The 15,719-nt window shown below is 56.1% G+C and carries 19 protein-coding genes; 11 read left to right on the top strand and 8 right to left on the bottom strand.

Translation table 11 applies throughout. The annotated features are described in order from the left end of the window. Positions 1-610: 610 nt before the first annotated feature. The 4 genes from ACZ889_RS00095 (at position 611) to ACZ889_RS00080 (ending at position 2,735) form a co-directional block, all read left to right on the top strand. A complete protein-coding gene (locus ACZ889_RS00095; protein WP_476257092.1) occupies positions 611-829 on the top strand; it encodes a hypothetical protein in 219 nt (72 codons plus the stop codon). Next, positions 826-960, top strand: a complete 135-nt coding sequence (locus ACZ889_RS00090) for a hypothetical protein (RefSeq protein WP_476257091.1) — start codon at positions 826-828, stop codon at positions 958-960. Before ACZ889_RS00095 ends, ACZ889_RS00090 begins: the two co-directional genes overlap by 4 nt. Continuing rightward, positions 957-1,466 carry a hypothetical protein gene (locus ACZ889_RS00085; RefSeq protein ID WP_476257090.1) on the top strand — a complete coding sequence of 170 codons (510 nt, stop codon included), beginning with the start codon at positions 957-959 and terminating at the stop codon, positions 1,464-1,466. Before ACZ889_RS00090 ends, ACZ889_RS00085 begins: the two co-directional genes overlap by 4 nt. 528 nt (positions 1,467-1,994) lie before the next feature. Beyond that, positions 1,995-2,735 carry a hypothetical protein gene (locus tag ACZ889_RS00080; protein ID WP_476257089.1) on the top strand — a complete coding sequence of 247 codons (741 nt, stop codon included), beginning with the start codon at positions 1,995-1,997 and terminating at the stop codon, positions 2,733-2,735. A gap of 716 nt (positions 2,736-3,451) precedes the next feature. On the opposite strand, the gene ACZ889_RS00075 is transcribed toward ACZ889_RS00080, so the two are convergent. The 3 genes from ACZ889_RS00075 to ACZ889_RS00065 all read right to left on the bottom strand — a co-directional run bounded on the left by ACZ889_RS00075 (position 3,452) and on the right by ACZ889_RS00065 (position 4,951). Then, a complete protein-coding gene (locus tag ACZ889_RS00075; protein ID WP_476257088.1) occupies positions 3,452-3,922 on the bottom strand; it encodes a hypothetical protein in 471 nt (156 codons plus the stop codon). Positions 3,923-4,093: 171 nt separating this feature from the next. Continuing rightward, a complete protein-coding gene (locus ACZ889_RS00070; RefSeq protein ID WP_476257087.1) occupies positions 4,094-4,465 on the bottom strand; it encodes a hypothetical protein in 372 nt (123 codons plus the stop codon). A gap of 60 nt (positions 4,466-4,525) precedes the next feature. After that, the gene (locus ACZ889_RS00065) at positions 4,526-4,951 is read right to left on the bottom strand and encodes a hypothetical protein (protein WP_476257086.1); all 426 of its coding nucleotides are present in this window, start codon (positions 4,949-4,951) and stop codon (positions 4,526-4,528) included. A gap of 409 nt (positions 4,952-5,360) precedes the next feature. Here ACZ889_RS00065 and ACZ889_RS00060 point away from each other — a divergent pair, with 409 nt between their 5' ends. Further along, complete coding sequence (locus ACZ889_RS00060) at positions 5,361-6,086, top strand: recombinase family protein (protein WP_476257085.1); 726 nt, start codon at positions 5,361-5,363, stop codon at positions 6,084-6,086. A 370-nt stretch (positions 6,087-6,456) separates the two neighbouring features. On the opposite strand, the gene ACZ889_RS00055 is transcribed toward ACZ889_RS00060, so the two are convergent. Beyond that, on the bottom strand, positions 6,457-7,401 hold the full coding sequence (locus ACZ889_RS00055; RefSeq protein WP_476257084.1) for a LysR family transcriptional regulator: 945 nt from the start codon (positions 7,399-7,401) through the stop codon (positions 6,457-6,459). Positions 7,402-7,533: 132 nt separating this feature from the next. Here ACZ889_RS00055 and ACZ889_RS00050 point away from each other — a divergent pair, with 132 nt between their 5' ends. Together ACZ889_RS00050 and mmsB are read left to right on the top strand one after the other, a co-directional pair. Beyond that, positions 7,534-9,060, top strand: a complete 1,527-nt coding sequence (locus tag ACZ889_RS00050; protein WP_003251574.1) for a CoA-acylating methylmalonate-semialdehyde dehydrogenase — start codon at positions 7,534-7,536, stop codon at positions 9,058-9,060. Between the two features lie 10 nt (positions 9,061-9,070). After that, positions 9,071-9,958: a 3-hydroxyisobutyrate dehydrogenase gene (gene mmsB / locus ACZ889_RS00045; RefSeq protein ID WP_476257083.1), complete on the top strand. Its 888-nt coding sequence runs from the start codon at positions 9,071-9,073 to the stop codon at positions 9,956-9,958. Positions 9,959-10,150: 192 nt separating this feature from the next. Here the strand turns inward: mmsB and ACZ889_RS00040 are convergent, their stop codons facing one another. Both ACZ889_RS00040 and dmeF read right to left on the bottom strand, forming a co-directional pair. Beyond that, the gene (locus ACZ889_RS00040) at positions 10,151-10,495 is read right to left on the bottom strand and encodes a cupin domain-containing protein (RefSeq protein ID WP_003251579.1); all 345 of its coding nucleotides are present in this window, start codon (positions 10,493-10,495) and stop codon (positions 10,151-10,153) included. Between the two features lie 96 nt (positions 10,496-10,591). Further along, positions 10,592-11,530, bottom strand: a complete 939-nt coding sequence (dmeF, locus tag ACZ889_RS00035; protein WP_012053717.1) for a CDF family Co(II)/Ni(II) efflux transporter DmeF — start codon at positions 11,528-11,530, stop codon at positions 10,592-10,594. Positions 11,531-11,600: 70 nt separating this feature from the next. Between dmeF and ACZ889_RS00030 the strand changes: the two genes are divergently transcribed. Next, complete coding sequence (locus ACZ889_RS00030; protein ID WP_003251584.1) at positions 11,601-11,876, top strand: metal/formaldehyde-sensitive transcriptional repressor; 276 nt, start codon at positions 11,601-11,603, stop codon at positions 11,874-11,876. Between the two features lie 106 nt (positions 11,877-11,982). On the opposite strand, the gene ACZ889_RS00025 is transcribed toward ACZ889_RS00030, so the two are convergent. Next, a complete protein-coding gene (locus tag ACZ889_RS00025; RefSeq protein ID WP_476257082.1) occupies positions 11,983-12,864 on the bottom strand; it encodes a LysR family transcriptional regulator in 882 nt (293 codons plus the stop codon). A gap of 77 nt (positions 12,865-12,941) precedes the next feature. On the opposite strand from ACZ889_RS00025, the gene ACZ889_RS00020 reads away from it, so the two are divergent. After that, positions 12,942-13,706, top strand: a complete 765-nt coding sequence (locus ACZ889_RS00020; protein ID WP_003251587.1) for a sulfite exporter TauE/SafE family protein — start codon at positions 12,942-12,944, stop codon at positions 13,704-13,706. On the opposite strand, the gene ACZ889_RS00015 is transcribed toward ACZ889_RS00020, so the two are convergent. Then, positions 13,696-14,010 carry a putative quinol monooxygenase gene (locus ACZ889_RS00015; protein WP_003251589.1) on the bottom strand — a complete coding sequence of 105 codons (315 nt, stop codon included), beginning with the start codon at positions 14,008-14,010 and terminating at the stop codon, positions 13,696-13,698. The two genes, ACZ889_RS00020 and ACZ889_RS00015, sit on opposite strands and share 11 nt — an antisense overlap. 163 nt (positions 14,011-14,173) lie before the next feature. On the opposite strand from ACZ889_RS00015, the gene mdaB reads away from it, so the two are divergent. Together mdaB and ACZ889_RS00005 are read left to right on the top strand one after the other, a co-directional pair. Next, positions 14,174-14,764, top strand: coding sequence for an NADPH:quinone oxidoreductase MdaB (gene mdaB, locus ACZ889_RS00010; protein WP_003251592.1), 591 nt, complete (start codon positions 14,174-14,176; stop codon positions 14,762-14,764). Positions 14,765-14,794: 30 nt separating this feature from the next. After that, positions 14,795-15,691 (top strand): LysR family transcriptional regulator, encoded by an 897-nt coding sequence (locus ACZ889_RS00005; protein ID WP_054889663.1) that lies wholly within the window; start codon positions 14,795-14,797, stop codon positions 15,689-15,691. Positions 15,692-15,719 lie beyond the last annotated feature (28 nt).

Raw genomic sequence — 15,719 nt, 5'->3', positions numbered from 1 at the left:
ACAGTTCCATTAGGTTTCTCCTTTCCTTCAATGTGAACTGTCACTTGCTGTTGACTACCCTCGATAAGTCAGCAGCACTTTTCCTTGTGATCAATTGCCAATTGGTTATAGCCAGCTATTAGCTATAGTGGCTGGCCTTCTTTCTCCAAGTTCCCCGTCCTCTTACGAGTGGCTGGGGTTTTTCTTTGTCCCTGATTCTTAATGGAGGTTTCCAAATGGAATATTCCCGATTTTGCAAAATTTGCAATACTGACATTAGTCACTTACGTAAACATGCCACCACTTGCAGCAATAGCTGCCGTAGCAAGCTCTTTCGATCAAACAAGCTGCAATCGGTTCTTGTCAACTTCCGAGTGCCCATAAATGTTTATACTAGCCTCGCTATTGATGCTTTCAAATCCAAGAAAGGGATCAGCGGTCTGCTCACTGGAATGGTGGTACAGAAGTATGCCAAGTAAATGGAATAACTACACCATTAGTCAAGAAATTCGATACTACAAGTCGCTGGGTAGTGCAGCTAAGGCCACCAGTAATCAATCGGAATGGCTGCGATGTAATGGCATTGTTGAACTTCTTGAAGAACAACGATTTATCACAGGAGCATCAAGACATGTCTGACACATTCATCAAAGGTTTACAAAGAGCCACGGCACGAAAGAAGCTACAGCAGCAGACGGGTAGAGCAGTTGCCACAACTGACCTAACGAAACAACAGACAGCCACTCTAGCTGTAAAGCCATTCGCTCAGTATGACGAGTTGCTTTATCAATCCACAATCATCACCAAAATGATTAAATTAATCCATAATCGCAAAGGAGCAAAACAATGACAGTAACAAATGAAAATATCGCCATCCAACTTGATGAGTGGGTTTGTGAAGTGAACAATTTGAAGCGTGAAGTTAACCTTCTGGTCGAGTTGGTGAACTATATTAAAGCTCACAAAGGAGAAATTGAATGACAGCAAGCAAGGATAAGATCACCATTCGTGGTACTCCACCGAAATATGAGGAAGTAGAGTTTGACCGGCGTCTTGCTCTTGAACTACATAAGTATCATCACACGAGCGATAGTCTAGAATTCCTAAATGCTTCACTAGCTCATGACTTCCTTGAGCAAGTAGCAGGCAAACTGAAAGCTGGATATACAGTTGCCAGAAGCTGGCGAGTTATCACAGAACCACTCAATTACTCATGCTTTTTGAAAAAGCCTGACGATGTTCAAGCCTTGGATGTTGAAGCCATTAAAGCTAATGTGAAAGCATCGTATGTTGCTCACCTTCAAAGTGAACATGGTCGTTATCAAGAGTTACTTCGCGAACAGCTGAAACAAGCAGCTGTAGAAAAAGAACTGAAAGCAGCAGCAGAAAAAGAAGCAAGGCAACTTGCTGCAATTGAAAAACAAGTGCAGAGATGTTTCTCTCCACTTGTAATCCCTGAAGCTCCATGGCCAATCCTGACGGAGTAACAATGAAAGTATCAGATGCCTCCTACTGGTTAACGCTGGCAGGAGGCTTTCTTTTGCCTGTAAGAAGCTGGCGATGTTCCGATTTCCCTTGGACATTGTGGCCTGAGGGTTAAGCACATTCCACTTTCTCAATGAAAAAGTCTTCAATATCTACAGATATAACGAATAATCAGACTCCGCCCTTGATAAGCATCGGAAACCATGCCATGAGGCTCACTGGGTGCGTTTCTGAGCGTGTTCTCGTCTCGGGCAGTAAAAGGAGCGGGTGTGAGTGAGCATCGCTGTAATCGCTTCGTTTGAAGCTGTGGAGCGGCCTGCATACTGATTGGTGATTTCTTGCTTAGAGAAGTCGAATCAGACTTAGAGAAGTCACCAACCGAGTTCTCTAAGCTATTTATGACCTATTGATTTAGACAAATTGTCAAGGGGTTTTCTGCCATTTGAAATCTTGGGATAATGGCGACTCACAAATACATGGCAAACCTCATAGGAGGTAGCTTATTGAATTGATAAAGGAGAATTGATGTAATGGTAAATACTGGAATAACATACGAAGTTGACGGATTTGTAGTTGACAGGCTCACGGGTGAGATTCTTGGTCATGGTGATCCATCGTCTGTTTATGCCCAGCGTGCAGACTATAAGCGGTCACTGGCTGATTGCTGTAGTATTGACGACTTCGATGAGCATCTAAAACATGTTGATCTTCGTAAGTTGCCACCCCGTAAACTTAATCGGCTGAGAGAGTTGGAGTCGGAAGCTTACTTCGCATGGAAGGATTCGAAAGGAGCTATTGATTGCAGGATCACAGCACCCGCGATGAAAACTTTGAAAGTTCTTGAGAAAGCCGTTAAGTATCGAAATATACTGGCGATCACTCAGGTTGATCTTGCAAAGATGCTTGGCGTCCATGTTGACGACTTAATGCGGAAGCTCAAACCTTTACGTGACAGAGACTTTGTTCGTGTCCGTACTGCACGTAATGGAGTGAGGAAAGGTGAGGTAATCCTAACTGTTAATCCGCGTTTCGTATTTCGCGGTGAGGACTGGGTGCAAGGCAAGTACGCTAAGCAATGGTACTTAGATGTTATTAAGTCTCACCCCGATGGCATTGGCCACTCAACAAATATTGAAGTGAAATCCAATATAAGGGCCAGCTACACGGCGGAGCAGCTTGAGTTTAGGCTTCAAGGTCGGTATGTAGAATATGGCGAGAGTGTTAGAGCCATGCGACTTGCTAAGATGGAACCACTACAACTTGCCGCATGACGGACCATCCGACGATATCTTCCCTGCATTTTTTTGATCTTGCTCAGGGTGCGATGCTCTGTAGGCCGCATGGTTGCTGGGCTGGGCAAAATTCCTACTTATATAATAGGGTGTTTCCTTCTGTGGAAGTTGTCCACAGGATAGCTTCTATCCAAGGTTGAACCTTGAGTCACGATTTCCAAGAAAATAGAAGGGGGCAGGCAGCAGCAGACAGCCCCCTAAATCAAAGAGCTTTATCACTCTGTGTTAACTAACACAGGAATATACAATCATAAAACATTACTGATAAAACCTTTCATCCGTAGACGGATAACAAAAGAGCATCAGTCAGTTTTATAACAAATATCAAAAGCGAATGATTTCTTCTCTTACCCCTTTGGGGGAGTCTCCTTCGTCGCCTTAAAGCAAGATCAAGATCAACAGCAGATGTATTTTCTTTCTCTTCTCGGCTGTCAAGTCGAGTATCTTTTATGAATGTATTTGTTTCTTCCCTCTTGATTGGCAAATCAAGATTCTCATATCAATCTCTTCGTGCTCAAACGAAGAAAATGATACTTATAAAACTCGGAAAGAGGCAGAGAAAGCATTCCTCTTCCCGTCTTAGAGGAATGTAAACTTACAGGTTCCTGTGAGTATCATTCTCTGCCAATGCCTGCATTCTCAGAATCATTAAATAATGATAGCCAAAGAGCATAACGCAATGTAGGTTGATCTACTCAGCCGCCAATTTCTTTTTTCAGCGATTGAAGTGCAGGTCGAATTTCTTCCAGCCAGTTTGGCTCAAGGGCATTGAAGGCATGTACAAATACATTTGCTGCACCTCGCTCGAAAATCCCTCGACTTGTAACATTACTGTGAAGCAAGACCAACGTTGGTAAATCCAGCATCAGAGACATGGTCGTTTCAATCTGATTCCACTCAGTCGGCAGATTCAGATGCTTTTCGATAGGAACATGTTTGACGTTACCGCTATGCATGAATATTTGAGGTAGCCCGAGCACGATAGTGCATTGGCACTTTTGCATAAGCCTGCGAACATCTTCAAATGGAGAGCGCAGTGGAATCTGGCTCTTTCCAATGGTATTTGCACGAAATCCCAAGTCTTCGAGTAGCCGATAGAATGGTTCGAGATTTCTCTCAATAATAGGAGGAGCCCAATTGGGGCGAGAGATGAAGGCTTCTATCATATTGACTCCATGCAGTCAGTCTCATTAACAAAGGATTAGTGCCGCCCTGCAATGCCAGATACAAGTTGCATCGTACACTTCCGAAGCACTCTAAGCATTAACCCCTGCGAGTGCTTTTTATAGCTCATGTCGCATCAGCCCTTGCACCAGAGGGAGCGGACGAAACGAAACTCATTTGTCGTTGCGCTTAGATGGGAAGACCATAGGAACCCCAAACTGGATACGAGATGTGCTGCCTGATTTATCCGTGGACTCAATGCCACCATTGATCCCGAATGAAGCGATGCCCACTTTCAAGCCTCCTTTTCCTGCCTCTGAACTTTCAGCAGTTACAGCCACATCAAATGACACACGCTCCACCAATCGTCCGCGTTCTTCTTCATGTGGCAGAAGCAGCCGCCCATAGCCTTGAGCAGAATTTGAGTGAGTGACTAGATGAACAGGATTCACCTCTGCATCGGTCCCCCTCAATGCTTCATTGGCTGTTAGTATTCCTTCTGCAATTTGCGTAAGACTAGTGGCAATAAAGTCCTTCAAATCCATTTTTAAACCTCAAGAGTTCGTAGTATGGCTAGTACTGAATACTACGCAATTATGACCGGCTTAGTACGAAGACGGACGAATATCAAGCATGGGTTGAAATGCAATCCGAAAGGTTTGCTTTTCACCGACTTCCACCCACGTCGCCACTTCTCTCTTGTACCCACTATTCCCTGAGCAATTTCCTGCGCCTTGTGGGTCTGCCCCAACGCCGATCAGGTGTCTACCCGGTTTTAGGTAAAAGCTAGCCTTTTCGTTATTGTCCAGCCGAGCAGAAAGGACACCATCAACATATACCGCAAAGTAGCACTGAGCAGATGGGATTGCGCTTTCTCTAAACACCGTAACACTAGCATGTTTACCATGCTCTTCGACCTGATACGCCAACAGTCGGTTGTTGGGGATCGGAGTTGCCTCCCCTAAGGTAGGTGGTGCAGCGCAGCCACTCAGCATAGTAGTGATCGCGGCTGCGGTAATCAGCTGTCGCATCGTTCCGTCCTTGTTGTCTTAAAGGCATAAAGCTATCACCGCACTGTCAGCACGCCAAGCGCAGACTTCGATATCTATGGACTCAACCTTTCCGATAGTCACCAATGTCGCTACACCATGTCTTCCAATGTCGTCACACGACGCTCAGGAAAATCCAGATTTCATTTTCCGCCTTCGGCATTTCCAGTTGTGTTGGCGAGCACGATTTTCTGCGAGTTCGCCGGTCTGCCTGACACTTCATTTCGGCTGTCATCCACCCGCATAGATCAGCAGTGGTCGTCAAGGAAATTTATTTTACCTTGTTTCATTCCTAATACGACCGACTAAGTCTTGTAACAGTAATGGTGAGCCAGTAGTATGACCAGCATCAGCAAGGCAAGGTGCCGAGCAGAACGAGAGTGGTTATCAAATGAAAGTAATCGCCTACTACCGCCAGTCTACGAAATCGCAAGGCGAATCAGGTTTGGGTATCGAAGCCCAGCATGATTACATCGCTGTAGCAGCTGAGCAGAACGGGTGGGAAGTGGTTGGCGAGTTCACTGATACAATCTCCGGCTCTGTCGCACCTGCTGAGCGTCCTGAATGCTTTAAGGCCATTGCCGCGTGCAAGGAACATGATGCTGTACTGGTAGTTGCCAAGCTGGACCGTCTGAGTCGTGACGTCGAGCACATCGCTGGCATGATGAAACGTAACAACTTCAAAGTGGCCACGATGCCACACGCCACCACTGTTGAACTTCACATCCACGCCATGTTGGCTGAGCAGGAACGTACATTCATCAGCGAGCGTACTAAGGCTGCACTCAAAGCATTGCAGCAACGTGCAGACAGCGGTTGTGAAGTTAGCCAAGCAAAGATTGCGCGTCGCAATGCTGCACCTGTAGAAGCCCGTCGCAACGCCACTGGTAAGGATGGAGCAGCAACCCAAGCGAACGTGAAGAAAGCAACAGCCCATGCTGCCACGGTACTGCCACACATCAAAGAATGTCTTTTCGACAAGTGCACCACGTTACGTTCTGTAGCCGATTGCCTGAATGCGAAAGGTGTAACAACTTCCCGTGGTGGAGAATGGAGTGCAACTACGGTAATGCGTGTGATGGCCACGCTCAATCTGTCATTCGATAAGGTGGCTTAAAACTAGCCCATACAGCAACGTTAAGCATCACCCTTTGGGGTACGTAGATATGCACTAAAGCGCCTCGCCACCGCCCTCTGTGGAGCTGTGGCGGGCGTTCTTGTTTATGCCCTACTGGATTTGACGGTTCTTAGACGCCCCGGTGTCTTTAGAAAGCTGGGGGGTTAAGCCCAGTCGCTGTACCTCAGGGGATTTCCACTTACAACGTCGCCGGATACGAACCGAAACCCCATGCCTGATTTGAGGGGAAAAATGGGTCTTTAGCGGAAACGCACTGTCACAACCTGTGTCACAACCACTGTCACAAGGCGTTGCCACAGCCCCCTTGCCGTGGGTAGGATGAGCCACCCTTACTCCTTGTCGATCTAGGCTACGCAAAGCGCATCTCGCGGGTTTGCCCCATCAACAACGGCGCATTCGCCTCGGTCACCGCCCGGATGTAATCCCACAGCAGGGTAATGCGCTTCAACTTGCGCAAATCCTCCCGGCAGTACATCCAGAACTGCCGCGTCACCTCGATCTCCTCCGGCAACACCGTGACCAATCGCGGGTCCTGCGCGGCGAGGAAGCACGGCAATATTGCCAGCCCACGCCCCTGCAGCGCTGCCGTGTACTGCGCGATCACGCTGGTACTGCGCAAATGTGCGCTGGCGTTGGGGATCAGGTTGGCCAGGTACAGCAGCTCGGAGCTGAACGCCAGGTCATCCACGTAACTGATGAAGGGGTGTTTGGCCAGGTCCGTCACCTGGCGGATCGGCGCGTGGCTGTCCAGGTAGCCCTGGGTGGCATACAGCCGCAGGCGGTAGTCGCACAGCTTGCAGCACACATAAGGCCCGTGCTCGGGCCGCTCCAGCGCGATGACGATGTCCGCCTCACGCTTGGACAGGCTGATGAAGTGCGGCAGCGGCAGGATGTCCACCGAAATCGCCGGGTAGGCGTCGACGAAGTGGCTTAGCTGCGGCGTGATGAAAAAGCTGCCAAAGCCCTCCGTGCAGCCCATGCGCACATGGCCCGACAACGCCACCCCCGACCCGGACACCTGCTCGCACGCCATGTGCAGCGTGCTCTCGATCGATTCGGCATAGCCCAGCAGGCGCTGGCCCTCGGCGGTCAGCACAAAGCCGTTGGTGCGCGACTTTTCGAACAGCAAGGTGCCCAGCGCACCCTCCAGCGAGCTGATGCGTCGCGACACGGTGGTGTAGTCCACGCTCAGCCGTTTGGCGGCACTGCTGGCCTTGCGGGTGCGAGCCACTTCGAGGAAGAACTTCAAATCGTCCCAGTTGAGCGCGCTCAGGGATGTGAGGTCTTTTTGCATGATGATCCGGTTTTTTTGTGCGTTCTTGTTGGATGTTTGCACATCTATACTCGAAACAAGCCTCAGGACGCCACCCCGCGTTTGCCCGGCGCTGGCGATCTCGTCCCGACAACAATTCCAAGGAGAACGCAGATGAACGCACCGCAATCCCCTAACAGCACCAAGGTCGAGCAGGTCAAGCTGCTGATCGACGGCCAGTGGGTCGAGTCCAAAACCACCGAATGGCGTGACATCGTCAACCCGGCCACCCAAGAGGTGCTGGCGCGCGTACCGTTCGCCACCGTCGAGGAAGTCGATGCAGCCGTGGCCGCTGCTCACCGCGCTTTCCAGACATGGCGTAACACCCCGATCGGCGCGCGCATGCGCATCATGCTCAAGCTGCAGGCGCTGATCCGCGAACACACCAAACGCATTGCCCAGGTGCTCAGCGCCGAGCAGGGCAAGACCCTGGCCGACGCTGAAGGCGATATCTTCCGCGGCCTGGAAGTGGTCGAGCACGCGGCGTCCATTGGCACCCTGCAGATGGGCGAATTTGCCGAGAACGTCGCCGGCGGTGTCGATACCTACACCCTGCGCCAGCCGATCGGCGTATGCGCTGGCATCACCCCGTTCAACTTCCCGGCAATGATCCCGCTGTGGATGTTCCCTATGGCCATTGTCTGCGGCAACACGTTTGTGCTCAAACCGTCCGAGCAGGACCCGTTGTCGACCATGCTACTGGTCGAGCTGGCGCTGGAAGCCGGCGTGCCGGCCGGTGTGCTGAACGTGGTGCACGGCGGCAAGCAGGTGGTGGATGCCATTTGCACCCACCAGGACATCAAGGCGATTTCCTTCGTGGGCTCTACTGAAGTCGGCACGCACGTTTACAACCTTGGCAGCCAGCATGGCAAGCGTGTGCAGTCAATGATGGGTGCCAAGAACCACGCGGTGGTGTTGCCTGATGCCAACCGCACACAAACCATCAATGCGCTGGTGGGTGCTGCCTTTGGCGCGGCGGGCCAGCGCTGCATGGCGACCTCGGTGGCGGTGTTGGTGGGCAAGGCCCGCGAATGGTTGCCGGATATCAAGGAGGCTGCCAGCAAGCTCAAGGTCAATGCTGGCTGTGAGCCGGGCACCGACGTTGGCCCGGTGGTATCCAAGCGTGCCAAGGAGCGTGTGCTGGGCCTGATCGAAAGCGGTATCAAGGAAGGCGCCAAGCTGGAACTTGACGGCCGTGACGTCAAGGTGCCGGGCTACGAGCAAGGCAACTTCGTCGGCCCAACCCTGTTCTCGGGCGTGAAGACCGACATGCAGGTGTATACCCAGGAAATCTTCGGCCCGGTGCTGGTGACCCTGGAAGTCGATACGCTCGACGAGGCCATCGCCCTGGTCAACGCCAACCCGTTCGGCAACGGCACCGGCCTGTTCACCCAGAGCGGCGCTGCGGCCCGCAAGTTCCAGAGCGAAATCGATATTGGCCAGGTCGGCATCAACATCCCGATCCCGGTACCCGTACCGTTCTTCAGCTTCACCGGCTCGCGGGGTTCCAAACTCGGTGACCTCGGGCCTTACGGCAAGCAAGTGGTGCAGTTCTACACTCAGACCAAGACCGTCACGGCTCGCTGGTTCGATGACGACAGCGTCAACGACGGTGTGAACACCACCATTAGCCTGCGCTAAGGAGTACGTCATGCGTATCGCATTCATCGGCCTGGGCAACATGGGCGCGCCCATGGCCCGCAACCTGATCAAGGCCGGACATCAGCTGAACCTGTTCGACCTGAACAAGGCCGTGCTGGCCGAGCTGGCAGAACTGGGCGGGCAGATCAGCCCCTCGCCCAAGGACGCGGCGGCCAACAGCGAGCTGGTGATCACCATGCTGCCGGCCGCAGCCCATGTGCGTAGCGTGTATTTGAACGAGGACGGCGTACTGGCTGGCATTCGCCCTGGCACGCCGACCGTTGACTGCAGCACCATCGACCCGCAGACCGCACGTGATGTGTCCAAGGCCGCAGCGGCCAAGGGCGTGGACATGGGTGATGCGCCGGTTTCCGGTGGTACTGGCGGCGCGGCGGCCGGCACCCTGACGTTCATGGTCGGCGCCAGTACCGAGTTGTTCGCCAGCCTCAAGCCGGTACTGGAACAGATGGGCCGCAACATCGTGCACTGCGGGGAAGTCGGTACCGGCCAGGTCGCCAAGATCTGCAACAACCTGCTGCTAGGCATTTCGATGATCGGCGTGTCCGAGGCCATGGCCCTGGGTAACGCGTTGGGTATCGATACCAAGGTGCTGGCCGGCATCATCAACAGTTCGACCGGGCGTTGCTGGAGCTCGGACACCTACAACCCGTGGCCGGGCATCATCGAAACCGCTCCGGCATCGCGTGGCTACACCGGTGGTTTTGGCGCCGAACTCATGCTCAAGGACCTGGGGCTGGCTACCGAAGCGGCACGCCAGGCACACCAACCGGTGATTCTCGGTGCCGTGGCCCAGCAGTTGTACCAGGCCATGAGCCTGCGAGGCGAGGGTGGCAAGGACTTCTCGGCCATTGTCGAGGGTTATCGCAAGAAGGAGTGATGCAAGAGGTGGACTTCATCGCGGGCCAGGTGGCCTTCCCTCTGTAACTGCGCACCAGAGGGAAGGGCGTCTGCTCCGCGATTTTTTTCGGCCACGCTTACAGGTAGTGCGCGGCCGTTGTAGGCGCGGGTTCACCCGCGAATGCTGCAGAAGCCTCACCGCCGCATTCGCAGGTAAACCCGCGCCTGCAAGTCAGGCGAAGACGAAATACTTACGAACAGTCTCGACCACTTCCCAGGTACCTTTCATGCCTGGCTCGATCACGAACACATCACCCGCCTTCAGGTGCTTGGGCTCTTCGCCTTCCGGGGTAATGATGCAATAGCCATCGAGGAAGTGGCAGAACTCCCATTTATCGTAGTTGACCTCGAACTTGCCCGGGGTGCAGATCCAGGTGCCCATGATCTTGCTGCCGTCGGCCGACAGGTAGGCATTGAGGTTGACGGTGTGCGGATCGCCGCCGATGCGCTTCCACTTGGTGGCGTCCACGACCGGCGTCGGGCAGGTTTCGCGCAGGACGGTGATGAAATCGGACATGGCACAACTCCTGGTGACTGGCTGAATGACGGGTCACCATAGGCCCAACGGCCGCGCAGCAGTTGCCTGGGCTCGACGTCCAGGTGTCTGGTCGCGCTATGGCAGGCGGTTTACCTCGACAGTGATGTGCGCCAACTCTTCGTGCACGGCCAGGGCCTGGCGCACGCCGTCGGCATTCAGTGTGGCCTGGGTGGCCAGGCCAAGAATGCAGGCGTACTGGTCCCTGCCCACCCGCCAGACATGCAGGTCGGTGATACTGGCCGGCGCCGGCAATTGCGCGACCACTTCGCGGATTTCCGCCACAACCGGGGCGTCCATCTCGGCGTCCAGTAACACTCGCCCGGTATCGCGCAGCAGGCCACGGGCCCACAGCGCGACCAGCAGCGCACCGACGAGGCCCATCGCTGGGTCGAGCCAACTGGCGCCCCAGAACTTGCCGGCCAGCAAGGCAGCAATGGCCAGCACCGAAGTGGCGGCATCGGCCATCACATGCAGGTAGGCCGAGCGCAGGTTCAGGTCGTGGTGGTGGTGGTGGTGGTGATGGTGATGATCGTGGCTGTGAGGGTGATGGTCATGATGATGGTCATCGCGTAGCAGCCAGGCGCAGATGAGGTTGACGGCGAGGCCCGCCACGGCAATCAAGATCGCCTCGTCATAGTGGATCTGTCCCGGCACCAACAGCCGTTCCACCGACTGGAACGCCATCAGTCCGGCCACGCCCAGCAATAGCAATGCGCTGGAGTAGCCGCCGAGAATTTCGATCTTCCAGGTGCCGAAGGCAAAGCGCCGGTCACCTGCATAGCGCCGAGCGGCAGCGTAGGCCAGCAAGGACAGGCCAAGTGCCAGGGCGTGGGAGCTCATGTGCCAGCCGTCGGCCAGCAGCGCCATGGAGTTGAAGTACCAGCCTCCGGCAACCTCCGCCACCATCATCACTGCGGTCAGCCAAACCGCCAGGCGGGTTTTGCGCTCAGCGCCCAGGTTGCTGGTGTGGAACTGGTGGCTGTGCTGCCAGCGGTCTGAGGTTTGTGTCGCCATGGTTTATCATGCTCCCGGAAGATCGAGAAGAATACTATACCCCAGTATACCTAGCATGGTGTGAAACCCAATGGCACATACCCTGAAGAGCAAGAAGCAGCTGTTGACCCGGGTGCGCAAGATCAAAGGCCAAGCCGCCGCCCTGGAGACGGCGCTGGAGCAGGACAAGGACTGCCTGGCGATCCTGCAGCAGATCGCTGCCGTGCGCGGCGCGGTGAACGGGCTGATGGCCGAGGTGATGGAAGGGCACATCCGCGATCACCTCGTGGCGGACGGCCTGAGTGCCGAGGAACGGCAGGACGAGGCAGACAAGGTGGCAGCGTTGCTGCGTTCTTATCTGAAGTAGGAGGTCGCCGTACCCTTTCACGAATACCCCAGGGGGGTATCAATACCTTCACGGTCCGAGCGGTACGCGAACGAGTTTGTGGAAGCAGGCGTGCCAGCGAAGGCTGTCAGTGGATAAGGGCGGATACCAGTCCGGCGGCATAGCCTGGTAATGCCGCGAAATCCCGCGCGCACACCAGCAGCCGGCGGTTGGCCCATGGCTCCTGCAGCGCCACCCAGTGCAACGGCAGCATCCCTTGCCAGCGCTGCACCGCTGCCAGCGGCACCACCCCGATTCCGGCCCCGCCCGCGACCATGCGGATCACCCCATCAAACCCCTCTGCTCGTACCCGAACCTGCATGCGCTGCCCCTCGTGCAGCGCTTGCTCTTCCAGGTACAACCCCAATGCACTGCCGGCCCCCAGGCCGACATAGCCATGGGCCAGGCTGTCGACGAAACTTGGCGCCAGCGCACTGGCCAGGGGGTGGCCCTGTGGCGTCACTAGCACCAGCGGGTCGTCTCGAAACGGCCGGGTCTGCAGGTGCTCGTTGGGGGCGGCTGTGGACACGATGCCCAGGTCGGCCATGCCTTGGGTAATTGCCTGCACGATGCGCAAACTCGGCAGCTCTTGCACATCCACGCTGACTCCAGGGTTTTCAGCCAGGTAGCTGGCCAGCAGTTCGGGCAAGTATTCGGTCAGCGCAGCGGTGTTGCACAGCAGGCGCACCTGGCCTTGCTGCCCTTGCGCGTATTGGCCCAGGTCGAACTGCAGGCGTTCGACCTGCTGCGTTATCAGCCGCGCATGCTGCAACAGTGCCTGGCCAGCCGGCGTTGGTTGGACGCCACGGCGGTTACGTTCCAGCAAGGGAATGCCCAGCGATGCTTCCATGGCGCGGATGCGCGCACTGGCTGCTGGCAGTGACAGATGGCTGCGGCGGGCGCCGGCGGTGATGTTGCCGCACTCCAGGGTGTGCTGGAACAGCTTGAGGTCGATCAGGTCGAAATGCATGTGGCTCTGTCCTGGCAAGAGGCTGGCTGAGTATATGGCAGATTCTCACGTCGCCCGGGGCACGGCATCATCGGCCCATGACTACCTTGCTCGCGTTTTACCAGAACATTGGCCCGGCACTGTCGTTGCTGGTTGTACTGACCTTTCTGCTGGCGGGCGCAGTGAAGGGGGTCATCGGCCTGGGCCTGCCCACCATTGCCATGGGCCTGTTGGGCCTGGCTATGCCACCTGCGCAGGCTGCCGCGTTGTTGATCGTGCCCTCGACACTCACCAACCTGTGGCAGCTGGCCAGCGGCGGGCATCTGCGAGGGTTGTTGGTCCGCCTGGGGCCAATGCTGGCATTGATCGTTGTCGGCACCTTGCTGGGTAGCGCCTGGCTGGGAATCAGCAGTGGCCCCTGGGCTGGGCACGCGTTGGGGGCCGCCTTGCTGGTCTACGCGTTGTATGGGGTGGTCGGCCCGGGCCTGCAGGTGGGCCCGGGACACGAGCGCTGGCTGGGACCGCTTTGCGGGCTGGTCACGGGTGTGGTCACGGCGTCGACCGGAGTGTTCGTGATGCCAGCGGTACCTTACCTGCAGAGCCTGGGCTTGAGCCGCGAGCAGTTGATCCAGGCCCTGGGCCTGTCGTTTACGGTGTCGACCCTGGCCTTGGCCCTAGGCCTGGCCGGGCAGGATGCCTTGGGGGGCCAGGCGTTGGGGGCGTCGCTGCTGATGCTGGCGCCGGCTTTGCTCGGCATGCTGGCGGGCCAGTGGCTGCGTCAGCGGATCAGCGCGCTGCTGTTCAAGCGTTGCTTTTTCATCGGGTTGGCCGCACTCGGCGTCCATCTGCTGATCAACGGCTAGCGGACGAAGCGCTGAGCATGTCGACCCTCTGGATATCGAAATCGCGCTCCAGGTAATCCATGCGTTTTTCGAAGAAGGCAGCCATGTGCGGGAGGGCCGAGTGCACGTCCAGCGCGGCCTTGTCGGCCCACACTTCGAAGAACACAAACAGGCTCGGGTCCTGCTGGTCGCGCAGCATGTGGTATTCGATGCAGCCGGGTTCCTGGCGGCTTGGCTCGACGTAGGGACGGAACAGGTTTTCGAACGCATCAGCCATTTCCGGGCGGGTCTTGGCTTTGAGGATAAAGGCGAACGGCTCACTCATGGGGCGCTACTCGGTGATGGGGGGTGACGCTATTTTACGGCAATAATGTATTGCTCATTCGTGACTTCTGGTCAATTGTATTTTGCCCCGTCACCGCTGTATCCCGCCCCCGCGAGCCTCTAACCTGCCGGCATCAATTTTTGACTCGGCCGTGGAGGCCAGCATGAAAAAGATCCTTCTGCTCAATGGTGGTAAACAGTTCGCTCACTCCGAAGGCCGTCTCAACGCGACCTTGCACGAAGCGGCCATCGCTCACCTGGACCGCGCCGGCTTCGATGTGCGCCAGACGTTCATCGATGGCGGCTACGATGCCCAGGAAGAGGTGGAGAAATTCCTCTGGGCCGATGTGGTGATCTATCAGATGCCCGGCTGGTGGATGGGTGCGCCGTGGACCGTCAAGAAGTACATCGACGACGTGTTCACTGCCGGCCACGGCAGCCTGTATGCCAATGATGGCCGTACCCGTTCGGACCACTCGCAGAAATACGGCAGCGGTGGTTTGGTGCACGGCAAGCAATACATGTTGTCGCTGACCTGGAACGCGCCGCAGCAGGCGTTCGATGACCCCAGCGATTTCTTTGAAGGCAAGGGGGTGGATGCCGTGTACTTCCCGTTCCACAAGGCCAACCAGTTCCTGGGTATGACCGGCCTGCCGACCTTCCTGGCTGTGGATGTGATGAAGCGCCCGGATGTGCCGGCGGCACTGGCGGCCTACGAGGCGCATCTGGACAAGGTGTTCGGCAAGGCGATCTAATCCGGATTGATATCAGCCGCAGGCCTGAATGTGAAAACCCGATCCGAAGAACTCCAGGTATTCGTCGCCGTCATCGACTGCGGCTCGATTTCCGCTGCTGCCGAGCAGATGGGCCAGACCCCGTCTGCCGTCAGCCGCACCCTGTCGCGCCTGGAGGGCAAGCTGGGCACCACGCTGGTCAACCGCACCACCCGGCGCATGGACCTTACCGAAGAGGGGCGCTACTTTCTTGAGCGCTCGCGGCTGATCCTGCAGCAGATGGACGAGATGGAAGAGCGTCTGTCGATGAACCGCCAGACCCCGACCGGGCGATTGCGCATCAATGCCGCTGCGCCGTTCATGCTGCATGCCATCCTGCCGTGGATTGGCGAGTTCCGCCGCCAGTACCCGGGCATCGAACTGGAGCTCAACACCGACGACCTGATCATCGACCTGCTGGAGCAGAGCACTGATGTGGCAATCCGCATCGGAGAGCTGGCCGACTCCAGCCTGCACGCGCGCAGCCTGGGTTGTAGTCCGGTGCAGGTGCTGGCCAGTCCGGCCTACCTGGAGCAGCACGGCACGCCACGGCAGGTCGAGGAGCTGGCCAACCACTGTCTGCTCGGCTTCAGCCAACCGGAGTCGCTCAATCATTGGCCGCTACGCCACGCTGAGGGTGATCGCTGGAGCATCCGCCCGGCGTTGGTTGCTTCCAGCGGCGAAACCCTGCGCCAGCTGGCGTTGGCCGGGGAGGGCATCGTCAGCCTGTCGCACTTCATGACCCACGAAGATATCCGCACAGGGCGCCTGCAGGTGCTGCTGAGCGAGGCCAACAATGGCTACCGTCAGCCGATCCACGCGGTGTATTACCGCAACACCCAGTTGGCACTGCGCATCCAGTGCTTCCTGGATTTCATCCAGCGCAAGCTGGCGATGTACGCCTGCTGAGTTGCCTGATCGCGACAAATCCTGTCCA

Source organism: Pseudomonas sp. TE3895 (genome assembly GCF_056278855.1).
This window is presented reverse-complemented; position numbering and strand designations above follow the sequence as displayed.